Here is a 14,586-nt window from a genome sequence, read left to right as displayed (position 1 = left end):
TGCAGTGCGGTTTCATCGTATGCGAACAAGATGGTTGAAACCTTGCAACCCCCACGCTTCGGAGCGGGCCAACAGCCTGTAAAACCTACGCATTCCAGCCGCAGGCTGGCCGCGGCGTTCGATTACGCGACCGCGAGCCATTTTCGCGCCATTGTGTTCCTGCTGCTCTGCGGCATCGTGCTGTTCCTGCCTGGCTTCTTCAATATTCCCGCGATCGATCGCGACGAGGCGCGGTTCGCGCAGGCGACCAAGCAGATGGTCGAAAGTGGCGATTTCGTCGACATCCGCTTCCAGGACGACGTCCGCTACAAGAAGCCGGTGGGCATCTATTGGTTACAGGCCGCCGTGGTCGAAACCGCCTCGTCGCTCGGCCTGCCGCGGGCGCAGTTGCGCATCTGGCTCTACCGGATTCCCTCCCTGATCGGCGCCATCGGCGCGGTTCTGTTGACCTACTGGGCGGCGCTCGCCTTCGTCACGCGGCGCGGGGCCGCGCTGGCGGCGCTGATGATGTGCAGTTCCGTCCTGCTCGGCGCCGAAGCCCGGCTCGCCAAAACCGACGCGATGCTGCTGTTGACTGTGGTTGCCGCGATGGGGGCGATGGCGCGGGTCTATCTGTCCTGGCAGCGCGGCGAGGATCCGGTGCATCCGTCCTGGAGCCCGCCCGCGATCTTCTGGACGGCGCTGGCCGGCGGCATTCTGCTCAAGGGCCCGCTGATCCTGATGTTCGTCGGACTGACTATCCTTGCGCTCGCGATCCTCGACCGCTCGGCGGCATGGCTGTGGCGGCTGCGCCCGGTCTGGGGGCTGATGTGGACGCTGGTGCTGGTACTGCCATGGTTCGTTGCCATCTTCTGGCGCGCGGGCGAGGCATTCTTCTCCAACTCGCTCGGCGGCGACATGCTGAGCAAGCTCGGCGCGCAGGAATCCCATGGCGCGCCGCCCGGCCTCTATCTGCTGCTGTTCTGGGTCACGTTCTGGCCGGGGGCGGCGCTGGCCGGGATGGCGGCGCCGGCCGTGTGGCGCGCGCGGCGTGAGCCCGGCGCGCAATATCTCTTGGCGTGGCTGGTGCCGTCCTGGATCGTGTTCGAACTGGTGCTGACCAAGCTGCCGCATTACGTGCTGCCGCTGTATCCGGCGATTGCGATCCTTACCGCCGGCGCGCTGGAGCGCCGCGTGCTGTCGCGATCCTGGCTGAGGCGCGGGGCGGCCTGGTGGTTTGTCATTCCGGCGGGAGCAGCCGTGATCGCCGTCATCGGAGCCATCAAGCTGACGCATTACCCGGCCTTTCCGGCCTGGCCCTTCCTCGCGGCGGCGATGATCTTCGGCCTGATCGCGTGGTGGATGTTCGAGGACAGCCGCGCCGAGCGCTCGCTGCTGAATGCGGTGGTCGCGGCGATGTTTCTGGCGGTCGGAATCTACGGCATCGTGATGCCGTCGCTGACGACATTATTTCCAAGCGCCGAGATCGCGCGTGCGCTCCGCAACGTGGTCTGCGTCGGACCGAAGGCCGCGGCAGCCGGCTTTCACGAGCCCAGCCTTGTCTTCATGACCGGCACCGCGACGCTGCTCACCGACGGATCGGGCGCGGCCGATTTCCTCGGGCAGGGCAGTTGCCGTTTCGCGCTCATTGAATCGCGCACGGAGCGCGCCTTCGTCCAGCGCGCCGAAGCGATCGGGCTGCGCTACAACGTGGCGAAGCGGATCGAGGGTCATAACATCTCGCAGGGCAAGGCGATCTCGATCGCCATCTTCCGCTCGGAAGGCACGGAGTAAGATGGCTGCGCCTCCTGCTGTCGACCCTTCGAGGAATTATGCTTCGCGCTTCGCGACGCTGGCGTGGTTGTCGCTCGCTCAACTTGTACGCTCGCCATCGCATTCGCGGCGTGCCGAGGCTGCGCGACGGGCGGCGCGTCATGTGTTGTGGACTACAGCCGGTCTCGGCGCCACGATCATCGTGCTGATGTACGCGTTCGATGCGTGGGAAATCGGCCAGATGCCGCCGCGCGGCACCCCCTCGCTGTGGTGGGTTCGCATTCTCACCGATTTCGGCAAGGACGAATATGTGCTGTCGGTGCTGGCCGGGCTGCTGATCATAGTTGCGATCGTCTCGCCGGCCGTGAAGGGAATGCAACGTTCGCTGCTGCTTGGATTGGGAACGCGCGTGCAGTTCCTGTTCTGCGCGGTGCTGGTACCCGTTCTCGTCACCGAAGTGATCAAGGTGAGCGTCGGTCGCGGCCGCCCGTTTGTCGGCGGTGAGGCCAACGTCTTCAACTTCTCGCATTTCGCGGGAACCCCGGCCTATTTCAGTTTTCCTTCGGGGCACGCCACCACCGCCTTCGCGCTGGCCTTTGCAGTGTCGGCCATCTGGCCCGGGACGCGGATGGCGATGGCCGTTTATGCCGTCGTCATCGCAGCTACGCGCCTGGTGCTGCTGGCCCACCATCCAAGCGACGTGGTCGCCGGCGCATTGGTCGGGATCATCGGCGCGATGTTCGTGCGTTACTGGTTTGCGGCCCGCCGGCTCGGGTTTGCGATCCAGCGCGACGGCACCATTGTGTCCCTTGTAGGGCCCTCGTCCGGGCGCCTCAAAAGGGTTGCCCGCGGCGCTTTCGCCCCATAAAAGCGGACGCCGCCAGGCGGCCGATATGCCCGGTTCCGGCCTTTCCAAACCAACCAGATGAGTGCCGATTTGACTACTTCCGACAGAGGTGCTGTCGCCGTTTCCATCGTTGTGCCGGTGCGCAACGAAGCGGAGAACGTCGCGCCGCTGGTTGCGGAAATCATTGACGCACTCGACGGCCGCTGGGTCTACGAGATCATCTATGTCAATGATGGCTCGACGGATGCGACCGCCAAACGGCTGGCTGATCTGATGAAGCAGCACAATCAGCTTCGGCAACTGAAACATGCCAACTCTTGCGGGCAATCGGCGGCGGTGCGCAGCGGGGTGCGGGCCGCGCGCGGCGCCATCGTGGCCACGCTCGACGGCGACGGTCAGAATAATCCGGCGTTCCTGCCCGACTTGATCTCGGCGGTCGAAAGCGGCGGCGGCCGCGTGGGTCTCGTGGCGGGCCAGCGGGTCGGGCGCAAGGACACCGGTTTCAAGAAGCTGCAGTCGAAAATCGCCAACGGCGTGCGCAAGGCGATTCTGAGTGACGGTACCCGCGACACCGGCTGCGGGCTGAAGGCGTTTCCGCGCGAGGTGTTCCTTTCGATGCCATACTTCGACGGGCTGCATCGCTTCCTGCCGGCGCTCGTGCGCCGTGAAGGCTTCGACATTGCCTATGTCGACGTTGTGGACCGTCCGCGCCATTCCGGCGTATCAAATTACGGCTTCTTCGACCGCCTATGGATCGGGATCATGGATCTCGCCGGCGTGTGGTGGTTGATCCGCCGCAAGAAGTCCACGCCCGCTGTCACCGAGGTTTTCTGATGTTCATCCAGTTCGGGCAGGCGCTCGGCGATTATCTCTACGACGTCTTCGTTGCCAGGTTCGACTTCTGGCTGGCTTTCGGCCTGGTCGCGCAATTGCTGTTCACCGCGCGCTTCCTGGTGCAGTGGATATCGAGCGAGCGCGCCGGACGAAGCGTGATACCGATTGCGTTCTGGTTCTTCTCGATGGGAGGCGGGCTGATGACGCTGATCTACGGCATTGCCAAACGCGAGCCTGTGATCATCGTCGGCCAGTCGATGGCCACGATCATCTACATCAGAAACATCATGCTGATCGTCAAGCATCGCGGCAAGGCGTCGAAGACGCTGGATCGCTGATCAGGGCCGGCCGTGCACCGGCGCCGGCAGTGCCGCCAGATCGCTCTCAGTCGAGCGATAGGCGGCGAGTTCGCCGGCGGCATCCAGCACGGGGTAGGCGACCGAGCAGATGTGCGAGTGGATGCGCCGGAGGTCGCGCAGCACGTCGAGATGAAGCGAGGTGGTCTCGATGGTTTCGGGCCGGCCTTCGCGCAGGCGGTCGAGGTGCCGTTCGGTCGCGGCCAGTTCGGCATTACGCAGCGCGGCTTTCTCCGCCAGAAGTTTTCGCGCCTCGTTGACGTCTCCGGACATGAATACGCCGAACGCGATCCGAAGCGAATCCATCGTGCGCTTATGGAAGGCGAAAAGCTCTTCGGCGCCCTCGGCCGAGAACTGGAACCGGCGCTTGATCTTCTTGGTCGCGAGCTCGCTCAGGTTCTTGTCGATGATGTCGCCGATATGCTCGAGGTTGATGGCGAATGAGACGATCTCCATCGCCCGCTGACCCTCGCGCTCGTCGAGACTGCCGCGGGTGAGTTTCGTGACATAGAGCTTGATCGCCTCATCGAGGCTGTCGACGCTGTTGTCCATCTGCGAGACCTGGTCGACCAGCGCCCGGTCGTTGGTCATCATCGCCGCCATCACCTTGCGCAGCATGATTTCGACGTGGTCGCCCATATGCAGGGTCTCGCGGGCGGCATCGGCCAGCGCGAGCGACGGCGTCTCCAGCGCGCTCTCGTCGAGATAGCGCGGCCCTGACGCGTCGGCCTCCTTGACACGTTCGGGCAGCAACGCCTTCAGCAGCCGCGCCATGCCGTCGAGCAGGCCGATGAAGAGAAGTGCGGTCACGACGTTGAAGGCGATGTGGAACAGGGCGGTTGCCTTGGCTGCATCCGGTTGCCACGAAATCAGAAGGTCCGCGATCGGCTGCAGGAACGGCGCCACCAGCAGGATGCCGGCAAGCCGGTTGACGAGGTTACCCAGCGGCAGGCGGTAGCTCGCGGGATTGTCGCGCCGCGCGCCCTCGACGATCGGATTGATGGCGCTGCCGAGATTGGCGCCGAGGACGAGCGCCAGCGCCGCGTAAGGCGTGACGAAATGCGCATAGGCGAGCGACATCACCAGCAGCACGCTGGCGACGCTGGAATGCACCAGCCAGGTCACGATCGCGGCGAACAGTATGCAGAGCACGGGATCGCCGGTGATGGCGTTCATGAACACGCGCACGCCCGGAGCATTCTCCGCTGGCGCCAGCGTATTGAGCAGGATGTGCAGCGCCAGCAGCATCAGGCCGAGCCCGATAAAGACGCGGCCGATGTCCTTGACCCGCGAGCGAGGCCCGCTGCGGAAGGCGACCAGACCGATGATGAACAGCACGGGCGCGACGGCTGAGATGTTGAACGACAGGATCTGCACGATCAGCGTGGTGCCGACATTGGCGCCGAGCATGATGGCGAGCGCGGGCACCAGGCTGACGAGCCCCTCCGACGTAAACGAACTGGTGATCAGCGCTGTGGCGGTGCTGCTTTGGAGCAGGGCGGTGAGACCAAGGCCGGCGCCAAAGGCGGTGAAGCGGTTGCTCAGCGCCTTCGCCAGCAACAGCCGCAGGTTCGGTCCGAACGCGCGCAGGATTCCGCTGTGGACCATGTGCAGGCCCCACAGCAGCAACGCGACGCCGCCCATCAGGTCGAGCAGAACCAGACTTCCCATGCGCTTTTCATTTCCGTCAAATCGAGTCGAGGGATCAGGCTATCGCCTCACGAGGGGGGATCAACCCTTTAATTTGCCGAAAATTGCGCCGCGCGGGCACGTTCGATGAGCTCGGCCTTCAGCCAGGACGCCAGGTTCGGTAAACGGAATTCGAACGCGACCGTTATATTGCGAGCCGTTGCGATAGGCCAATTCCAACAATTCTTCGGTAAAGCTGGTGCACCAACGGGTGGATCACATCTAACAAGGCCAGGGATCGACATGTATGCGAATCGCCGCAGCAGCGAACGACGGGCGTGCAGAAGCTTTGCAAAAATACAGTTCGCGACCGGAGGGTTGCCGCGCGATTGCATGATTTCCGACGTGTCGGATGGCGGGGTGAAGATCATCGCCGAATATCCCGAAATTCCTTCCGAATTTACGGTGATCTTCTCGGAGGGCAGGCCGCGCCAGTGCCGGCTGGCCTGGCGGATCGGCTACGAGCTCGGCGCGCAATTCGTCGACTAGGTCGCTCGGCGGCGCGGGTGGGGGATGGCGCGGGCGGAGCGCCAGCGCCTGGCCGGTGCGTAGCGGGCCGCAAAGGTCACCGATTACCGCAAAAGTGGGCGAACTTAACCTGAACTTAGGGTTAAGCTGTGAGTGTTCCTGGACAGTTGCCCGCCGTGAGTCCAGCTACATGCGACAGAAGTTGCTCTATCCATCCCGCGTTGCGCGACTTCTTGCGTGCACATCGACCCTGATCCTGGCGTTGGGGCTTGGCGCTTGCCAGACCTCGGGACTATCGGACATTACCGGCTCGATCGACGAGAAGGCCGACACCGGCCGCGCCAGCGATCCGCGCCGCGACGCCGAGCTCTACCAGGAACGCTATCGCGCCAATCCGAAGGATGCTGACGCCGCGCTGAAATACGGCAAGGCGCTGCGCGCGTCAGGACAGCGGGCGCAGGCGGTTGCGGTGCTCGAACAGGCCACCATCGCCCATCCCGGCAACAAGCTGCTGCTCGCCGCCTACGGCCGCGCGCTGGCGGACAACGGCAATTTCCAGCAGGCCTTCGACGTGCTCGGCCGTGCCCACAGCCCCGACGATCCCGATTGGCGGCTGCTCTCGGCGCAGGGAGCGACACTGGACCAGCTCGGCCGCTACGAGGAGGCACGGCAATATTATTCGAGCGCGCTGAAGATCGTGCCCGGCCAGCCGTCGGTGCTGTCCAATCTCGGACTGTCCTACGTGCTCTCGAAAGAGCTGCCAAAGGCCGAGGAGACGCTGCGCCGCGCCCACGGCCTTGCGCCGACCGATCCGCGCGTACGTGCCAACCTGGCGCTGGTGGTTGGCCTGCAGGGCCGTTTCGCCGATGCCGAAAAGATCGTGAAGGCCGATCTGCCGCCCGCCGAGGCTGCAGCCAATGTCGCGCTGTTGAAGCAGATATTGTCGCGCAAGGAAAAAGAGAATGCGCGAGCCGAAGTCGCGAAGATGCCGATCGCGGCCGCCGGACGCACCGACTAGAGTGTTTTCCAGCGAAGCGTCAAGAAAACGCGTCAAATCAGAAATCTAGAGCCCCGTTCCGATTCCATCGCAACGGAAACGCTAAAAGTCGGCAACGGCCCCGGTCGCTGCCGCTCTTGCTCAGGCCCTGCGAGCCTTCGTGCCTTGCAGTTTCTTGAGGATCGGCGCCAGGAACGAAGTCCGGGATCGCTTGGTCACGGCATGGCCGGTCAGGCGCTGCGCCATCTGCAGGAACATCTGGGTGGTGCGATGCTTGGCGGATATCTGCGCGATCATCTGGCCGTTGTTGGCGGCGGTGCCGAACATCTTCGAGTCGAACGGAATGGCCGCGATCGGCTGGCTCTCGATCGCCTTGGCGAATTCGCGCGTGGAGATCTCCGGACGCTTGTGCATGCCGACCTGGTTGAGGCAATAGAGCGGTGGCCGGTCGTTGGGCCGCGCCGCCTTCAGCACGTTCAGCATGTTCTTGGCGTTGCGCATGTTGGCGAGATCTGGCTCGGCGACGATCAGAATGTCGTCAGCGCCGACCAGCGTGCGCTTGGTCCACGCCGACCATTGATGGGGGACGTCGAGCACGATGCAGGGGGTGGTCATGCGCATCGTATCGAAGATCGCATCGAACGCATCGGCGCCGAAATCATAGACCTGGTCCAATGATGCGGGCGCCGCCAGCAGGTCGAGGCGGTCGGTGCATTTCGCCAGCAGGCGCTCCATGAAGGCGGAGTCCGGACGTTCCGGCTGAAAGACCGCGTTGGCGATGCCTTGAACGGGATCCTGGTTGTAATCGAGGCTGGCGGTGCCGAAGGCAAGGTCGAGATCGATCACGACGGAATCGAGCGCGAGATCGCGGGCGATCGCCCAGGCCACGTTGTGCGCGACGGTGGAGGCGCCGACGCCGCCCTTGGCGCCGACCACGGCGATGATGCGGCCGACGGCCACAGCCTCTGAGGCCGCGTAAAGACCGCAGATTGCGCGCACCACGTCGATCGGTTGGACCGGCCCGGTCACGTAGTCGCTAACGCCGCGCCGCACCAGTTCACGATAGGGCGTGACATCGTTGGCGTTGCCGATCACGACGACGCGGGTTCCTGCGTCGCAGACGGTCGCAAGTTCATCGAGCCCTTCGAGGATGTCCCTGCCGGCTTCGGTCTCCAGCAAAATGACGTTCGGAGTCGGCGCCGTGTGGTAGGCCTCGATGGCGGCGGCCAGGCCGCCCATGTGAACCGAAAGGTGGGCCTTGCCGAGACGGCGGTCTTCGCTCGCCGCGCGCACGGCGGTTGCGATCGCGACGCTGGCGCAAAAGGCCTGGACCGATACGCGTGGCGCCGGCGAGATGTATTCCTCGGGCTGCGCCGGCGTGTCGTCGAGTTGATCGTCTGAGTTTTGAAAGACGCGGCTGATCATTTGCCTGAATCGCTGAGTTTGGCCTTGTCGGCTTCGGGATAGGTGGTCGCTGTCGGAACGCCCTTGCGGTATTTTTCAAAGGCGATATCGCGCCGTGGCGTATAGGCGGGGCTCTCGGGGCGCGGCTGTTCGAGATCGGCAGGATTGTCGATCATCGCAGCAAGGTTGCGCTGGGTGGCGCAGCCGAAATTGTGGTACGGGCGATTTTCACTGTAAGCGACATTGTCGATGTTCGGTCCGAGGTCTTGCGGCCACAGGCCGCAAGGTCCGGCCACGGCTGTAATCTTCGGATAGCTGAGCCGGATCGTCGGCAGCGTACGGGGATCGTCGGGGCGGTAGTGACGCAGCGTGATGGCGCGCGAGGGCACGCCGCCCGCCATCAGCACCGACTGGATTTCCCGGAACGACGCCGCGGCCGCGCGCGCGTTCGGCGTATCGATCGGGACATCGGCGATAACAGCGCCGGTGCCTTCACGCACCCAGGTCTGCGCCAGTCCCATGACGTCGGTGCGTTGCGACCCGGAGAGGCCGCCGCGGGCATGACCGACGAACACCACGATCGAGCGGTCGGCTTCGGTCACCGCGATCGGATGACGGTGGCGGTAATCAACGCTGGAGGTGACGATTTCCGTGGTGTGCGGCACGCAGGCGCCGAGCGCCGCCGAAAGGCCGAGCAGGGCGCCAAGCGTCGGCAAGGCCTTGGCGCGATGGAGCGGAATTTTCGTTGTCATCGTTCTGTCCTCGTCCCCACTCGGTGAACAGTCCTGCGTCTCAATCAATGATGAAGCCGAAATTGCCCTGCATCCCGGCGACGGGATCGACGCGGGCGGCGACCCCGTAGATCCGGTTGATGCGCCCGAGCAAAGCGGACTGCGAATCGGATGCCGGCGCAAAGCCGTCATCGGGCCGCGACAATTCCTTCTGTGCCACCGCGCGGACGACATAGGGCGTCACGATGACCATCAGCTCGGTCTGATGGTTGACGTAGTCCTGGCTTCTGAAAAGCCCTCCAAGAATCGGTATCTGGTCCGCGCCGGGCAATCCGTTGATGGCCTGTTTGGTTTGTTCCTGGATCAGTCCCGCCATCGCGACCGAGCCGCCGGACGGAATTTCCAGCGTGGTTTCCGCGCGACGCGTCTTGATCGAGGGAATCGTTGTTCCGCCGGCACCGCCCTGCAAAGCGTTTTCGGTCGAGACTTCCGACACTTCGGTCATCACCCTCAGGCTGATCCGTCCCTCGGTTAGCACCACCGGGGTGAAGTTGAGCGAGATGCCGAATTTCTTGAAGCTGACCGTCTGGACGCACTGTCCGATCACACCCGTCGTCGACGTTTGGCAGGTTACGCCGGTCGGAATGGGAAATTCGCCGCCTGAAATGAATGTCGCGGACTCGCCGGAGATCGCCGTCAGGTTTGGCTCCGCCAGCGTCCGCACCACGCCCGCGCTCTCCATCGCGCGCAGGGTCGCGGTGACCGATGGCAGACCAGCTTTGTTCAAGGCCGCCGCAGCCAAGCCGTTGCCGGAGACGAGCGGAGCACTGTTGGCGGTGAACGGATTGCTATTGTTGAAAACGACCGCCGCGGTGCCGTAGTTCATGCTGGCACTGAGATCGACACCCAATTGCTTGACGATGTCCCGCCGCACTTCCGCGACGGTGACCTTGAGCATCACCTGGTCGCGGCCGCGGACGACGACCGAGTTGACAACCTTTTCGGCGCCGCCGACCAGCCGCGCCGCGATCTCGCCGGCTTGCTGGGCCTCGACTGGAGAGGATACGGAGCCGGTCAGGACGACGCTGTCGCCGACGCCCTCGATCTGGATGCCGGGCAGGGTCTGCTTCAGCGCGGCGCGCACACCGTTGAGGTCACGCTTGACCGCGATGTCGTAGGAGGCGACCTGCTGGCCTTCGGCATCGAAAAACACGACGTTGGTCTGACCGACCGCGCCGCCGATGATATAGGCGCGTTGCGAGGAACGAACGACGGCGTTGGCGATCTTCGGGTCGGCAACCAGCACATCCTTCACGTCGCGCGGCAGGTCGACGACCACCGACTTGCCGATGCCGAGCGCCAGGAAGCGCATCTTGACCGGGCCGATGGCGGAGGTCGTCACGGGATCCTTGTCGGACTCGGCGGCGACGACGGGCAGCAGCGGAGCGAGCGTCAGCGCGGCGGCGGCCGACAATAACAGGGTGCGCGCCGCTACGGTTCGCATCGCTGACTGATTTTCCCCAAACTTCATCTCGGACGTCCTTTCGGTCACTTCTGTGCCGTCGTTGGATTGGCGACCCCGTAGCGAACCACGTTGACGCTCACGCTTCGTTTTTGAACCTGATCTTCGGAACGGCCTTCGGCCGCGTTGACGTCCGTGATGCTGCGCAGTGCGAGCGCCAGCGTGCCGCTCTGGCGCGCGCGCGCCAGCGTCTCGGCCTGCTCGGGCTTCAGTTCGAGCGTGACGGTGCGGCCGACGAGGGTGTTGATGCCCTCTTTTTCCTTCGGCGCCTGATCGATCGCCAGCACGCGGATGTTGGAGAGAATGATTTCGGATTGGACGGCGTCGCCTCCGCTGCTCCCCGGAGTCTTTTCGCGCTTGGTGAGAATGACGTCGACGCGGTCGTTGGGCAGGATGAAGCCGCCGGCGCCGGTTTCCGGCGAGATTTCGGTCGAGATCGCCCGCATGCCGGTCGGCAGGATGGCCGCCATGAAGCCGGAGCCGTTGGCATTGACCAGCTTCTGCTCACGGATCGGCTCGCCCGCGATGAAGGGAGAGCGTGCGATCGAACCGGCGATTTCCTTGATGGCCTCGGCCCTGCTGGCGCGGTTGACCAGATTGCTGCCGGCGGCCGAAGCCGGCCAGGTCTGCCATTGCAGGTCTTCAGGCTTGACCGGCTGGCCGAGCCCGATGTCGGACTTCGCGACCAGAATCTCCGCCGTCGGCAACTGCGCGACCGGTTCGGCCACGGGCGATTTATCTTCCGTGCCACGGGCGAGATAGGCGGCGACACCGCCGGCACTCAAGGCGATGATCAGAACGACGACACGTGCGATATTCATACGCTTTACTACTCTTACGCAGGGATGCCCCAACTGCACGGTAACGACAGCCATCCCCGGAGGTATGACTAGGCATCAAAGGTATAAGGGAACTTGAGGCGTGAAATTTTTGCCGCGTTGGACCGCGGGTTTCGCCGTCATGGTGAACGGGTGGTTATCGTTTTGAGAAAACCACTCCGCAAAAGCCCTGAACCGCTCGGTGCAGGCGTGTCAGCGGTCGAATTCGCCAATGGAGATGGACGTGTGATGCGGATGCCGATCGGCATCCGGCCTGGCGCGGCTACGAGGCGCGCGCCTGATCTTGAGGCTCGATCTCCGCGAAGCCTGCCTGCAACACCTCGTCGCGCTTGTGGCGCAGATGGGCGCGCAGGATATGCGACAACCCCACGCCGTCGCGGCGTTGTAGCGCGTTGAGGATCGCTTCGTGCTCCTGCACCGCCAGCGCCCAGCGCTGCGGCGTCATTGGCGTGACGTAGCGCGCGCGGCGAATGCGGGCCGTGACGGAATCGTAGAGGCCAGACAGCACCGGGTTGCCGGCCGCGGCGATGATCGCCTCGTGGATGTGGCGGTTGCAGCGGTAGTACTGCAGGAGGTCGCGATCCCCGTAGTGCCGCACCATCGCGGCGTGGGCGGCGGCGACGTCGGCGATCTCGGCATCGGTGATGCGCTCGCAGGCAAGCTCGCCGGCCAGCGCTTCAAGCCCTTGGCACACCTCGAACAGGTCGCGCATGTCCTTGTCGGTCAGCCTGGCAGCGCGCGAGCCGCGGTTCGGCAGCAACTGGACCAGGCCCTCGGCGGCCAGCACCTTGAGGGCTTCGCGCAGCGGCGTACGCGAAATCTGCAGCTTTTCACAGAGGTCGCGCTCGGGAATCCGCGCGCCCGGCGGAATCTCGCCATCGAGCAGCATGGTGCGGACGCGGCCTACCACTTCCTCGTGCAGCATCGCCGTTAAAAATCCAATTTGAATGCAAAAATGGCTATATCACCGTATTCTGACGAGTTCCAGCTTGATAAATCGTATTTTTGCATTCAGAATTAGTTAAGATCAATTAAGAAAGGGCCGGGTGACATGGATCAGGGAGTAACGGTGCGGGAGGGCGACCTCCTGTTTACCGTCGATGATGACGGCATCGGCCGGGTAACCTTCAACCGGCCGCAGGCGCGCAACGCCTTCACATTCGAGATGTATGAGCGGCTCGCCGAGATATGCGAACTCGCCAACCGCGACCATGCAATCAAGGTGCTGCTGCTGCGGGGGGCCGGCGACAAGGCGTTTGCCGCAGGCACCGACATCAACCAGTTCCGTGCCTTCAAGACGCCGCAGGACGCGCTCGACTATGAGAGCCGCATCGACCGCGTGCTCGGCATTCTCGAAACATGCCGGGTGCCGACCATTGCCGCCATCAACGGCGCCTGTACCGGCGGCGGCGCTGGCATCGCGGCCAGTTGCGATCTGCGGATCGGCACGAAGAGCACGCGGATGGGGTTTCCGATCGCGCGCACGCTCGGCAATTGCCTGTCGATGTCGAATGTCAGCCGCATTACCGCATTGATCGGCCCGGCGCGTGTCAAGGATCTGATCTTTACCGCACGTCTTGTCGAAGCCGGGGAGGCGGCCGCCGTGGGGCTGCTTAACGAAGTCGTCGATGATCTGGCCGCGCTCGACACGCGCGCCGATGAGGTCGCAAGGCTCGTTGCCGGCAACGCGCCGCTGACTTTGAGCGCGACCAAGCAGGCGGTCGCACGGTTGCAGAAACGGCTGACGCGCGAGGAGGGCGAGGACCTGATTCTGATGTGCTACACCAGCCAGGATTTCCACGAAGGGCTCGACGCGTTTCTCACCAAGCGCGCGCCGCAATGGCGTGGCCAATAGGAGCCCGCATGTCCGTTCAAAACGACAAGACACAGCGTTCAGGACCGCTTGCCGGTCTCAAGGTCATCGATCTCACCCACGTGATGGCGGGGCCGACCTGCACCCTGATGCTCGCCGACATGGGCGCTGACGTCATCAAGATCGAGAAATCGCCGAATGGCGACGACACGCGGCATTCGGTGCCGCCAAAGATCGGTGACGAGGCGGCTTCCTTCCTGATGATGAACCGCAACAAGCGCGGCATCGTGCTCGACCTGAAGACCGCGGGCGGCAAGGAAGTGCTGCGGCGGCTGATATCAGGCGCCGACGTGCTGGTCGAGAATTTCGCGCCGGGCGCGATGGAGCGGCTCGGCTTCGGCTATGAGGATCTGCACAAGGATTTTCCGGCGCTGATCTATTGCTCGCTGTCCGGTTTCGGCCGCACCGGGCCATACAAGCATCGCCGCGGCTTCGATCTGGTCGCCCAGGCGATGAGCGGGATCATGAGTTTCACCGGCGAACGGCCGGACGGTCCGCCGGTCAAATGCGGTCCGCCGCTGTCCGATATCACGGCCGGACTCCTGGCCAGCATGGGCATCCTGGCCGCCTATTCGCACCGGCTCAAGACCGGCGAAGGGCAATGGGTGGAGACATCGCTCTACGAGGCGGCGCTGGTTCAGACCTATTGGCAGTCGACGATTGCGCTCGCCAGCAATGTGGCGCCGCGCGCCATGGGCTCGGCCCATCCGCTCAACGCGCCGTATCAAGCGTTCGAGGCGTCCGACGGCTGGCTCGTGGTCGGCGGCGCCAACAAGAAGCATTGGCTGCTGATGCTGGAAGCGCTAGGCGCGCAGGAACTGGCCTCCGACCCGCGCTTCGTCAACGGCTCCGATCGCATGGCGCATTTGAAGGAGCTCGAATCCGAACTGAGCGCCCGCTTCCGCAAGCAGACGCGGGCGCATTGGCTGGCGGCACTTGACGAGAAGGGCGTGCCCTGCGGCCCGGTTCACGACATGCTGGAAGCGCTGAACGATCCGCAGACACTCGCACGCGACATGGTGGTCGAGATCGAGCATTCGACGCTCGGACCGGTGAAGACGATCGGGCTGCCGGTCAAATTCTCGGCGACGCCCGGCAAGGTGCGTTCGGGCGCGCCCGTCTATGGCGAGCATACGCGCGAGGTGCTGCGCGAACATGGTTTCGACCAGGCCCAGATCGACACGTTCGAGCGGGAGGGCGCGATCGTTGCCGCCTCGGCCGGCCGCAAGGATCTGGTCGCCTGACAAGAAAACGAAAATACCAACGAAACAAAA

General features: G+C 64.1%; 14 protein-coding genes. 8 read left to right on the top strand and 6 right to left on the bottom strand.

From position 1 onward, the window contains the following. The first annotated feature begins 30 nt into the window (after positions 1-30). Genes V1293_RS05590 through V1293_RS05575 form a run of 4 tightly spaced genes read left to right on the top strand, consistent with a single transcriptional unit; the run spans position 31 to position 3,771 of the window. Positions 31-1,773, top strand: a complete 1,743-nt coding sequence (locus V1293_RS05590) for an ArnT family glycosyltransferase (RefSeq protein WP_334507416.1) — start codon at positions 31-33, stop codon at positions 1,771-1,773. A gap of 1 nt (position 1,774) precedes the next feature. After that, positions 1,775-2,620, top strand: coding sequence for a phosphatase PAP2 family protein (locus tag V1293_RS05585; protein ID WP_334507414.1), 846 nt, complete (start codon positions 1,775-1,777; stop codon positions 2,618-2,620). Between the two features lie 57 nt (positions 2,621-2,677). Continuing rightward, positions 2,678-3,433: a glycosyltransferase family 2 protein gene (locus V1293_RS05580; protein ID WP_334507412.1), complete on the top strand. Its 756-nt coding sequence runs from the start codon at positions 2,678-2,680 to the stop codon at positions 3,431-3,433. Beyond that, the gene (locus V1293_RS05575; protein ID WP_334507410.1) at positions 3,433-3,771 is read left to right on the top strand and encodes a lipid-A-disaccharide synthase N-terminal domain-containing protein; all 339 of its coding nucleotides are present in this window, start codon (positions 3,433-3,435) and stop codon (positions 3,769-3,771) included. Before V1293_RS05580 ends, V1293_RS05575 begins: the two co-directional genes overlap by 1 nt. Here the strand turns inward: V1293_RS05575 and V1293_RS05570 are convergent, their stop codons facing one another. Then, complete coding sequence (locus V1293_RS05570) at positions 3,772-5,460, bottom strand: Na/Pi cotransporter family protein (RefSeq protein WP_334507408.1); 1,689 nt, start codon at positions 5,458-5,460, stop codon at positions 3,772-3,774. A gap of 351 nt (positions 5,461-5,811) precedes the next feature. On the opposite strand from V1293_RS05570, the gene V1293_RS05565 reads away from it, so the two are divergent. After that, entirely contained in the window at positions 5,812-5,967 is a 156-nt protein-coding gene (locus tag V1293_RS05565; RefSeq protein WP_334507407.1) for a hypothetical protein, read from the top strand. Positions 5,968-6,136: 169 nt separating this feature from the next. Continuing rightward, positions 6,137-6,964 (top strand): tetratricopeptide repeat protein, encoded by an 828-nt coding sequence (locus V1293_RS05560; protein WP_334507406.1) that lies wholly within the window; start codon positions 6,137-6,139, stop codon positions 6,962-6,964. Between the two features lie 120 nt (positions 6,965-7,084). Here V1293_RS05560 and V1293_RS05555 read toward each other — a convergent pair whose 3' ends face one another. The 5 genes from V1293_RS05555 to V1293_RS05535 form a co-directional block, all read right to left on the bottom strand. Beyond that, positions 7,085-8,368 (bottom strand): AAA family ATPase, encoded by a 1,284-nt coding sequence (locus V1293_RS05555; RefSeq protein ID WP_334507405.1) that lies wholly within the window; start codon positions 8,366-8,368, stop codon positions 7,085-7,087. Beyond that, complete coding sequence (locus V1293_RS05550) at positions 8,365-9,099, bottom strand: CpaD family pilus assembly protein (protein WP_334507404.1); 735 nt, start codon at positions 9,097-9,099, stop codon at positions 8,365-8,367. Before V1293_RS05550 ends, V1293_RS05555 begins: the two co-directional genes overlap by 4 nt. A gap of 40 nt (positions 9,100-9,139) precedes the next feature. Next, a complete protein-coding gene (locus tag V1293_RS05545; RefSeq protein WP_442894210.1) occupies positions 9,140-10,609 on the bottom strand; it encodes a type II and III secretion system protein family protein in 1,470 nt (489 codons plus the stop codon). Positions 10,610-10,626: 17 nt separating this feature from the next. After that, positions 10,627-11,421 carry a Flp pilus assembly protein CpaB gene (gene cpaB, locus V1293_RS05540; protein ID WP_334507402.1) on the bottom strand — a complete coding sequence of 265 codons (795 nt, stop codon included), beginning with the start codon at positions 11,419-11,421 and terminating at the stop codon, positions 10,627-10,629. 280 nt (positions 11,422-11,701) lie between these two features. Continuing rightward, positions 11,702-12,364: a GntR family transcriptional regulator gene (locus V1293_RS05535; protein WP_334507401.1), complete on the bottom strand. Its 663-nt coding sequence runs from the start codon at positions 12,362-12,364 to the stop codon at positions 11,702-11,704. A 126-nt stretch (positions 12,365-12,490) separates the two neighbouring features. Here V1293_RS05535 and V1293_RS05530 point away from each other — a divergent pair, with 126 nt between their 5' ends. Then, positions 12,491-13,294, top strand: a complete 804-nt coding sequence (locus V1293_RS05530; protein WP_334507400.1) for an enoyl-CoA hydratase/isomerase family protein — start codon at positions 12,491-12,493, stop codon at positions 13,292-13,294. An 8-nt stretch (positions 13,295-13,302) separates the two neighbouring features. After that, entirely contained in the window at positions 13,303-14,556 is a 1,254-nt protein-coding gene (locus V1293_RS05525) for a CaiB/BaiF CoA transferase family protein (protein WP_334507398.1), read from the top strand. Positions 14,557-14,586 lie beyond the last annotated feature (30 nt).

The sequence above is a fragment of the Bradyrhizobium sp. AZCC 1693 genome (assembly GCF_036924745.1).
Taxonomy (GTDB): domain Bacteria; phylum Pseudomonadota; class Alphaproteobacteria; order Rhizobiales; family Xanthobacteraceae; genus Bradyrhizobium.
This window is presented reverse-complemented; position numbering and strand designations above follow the sequence as displayed.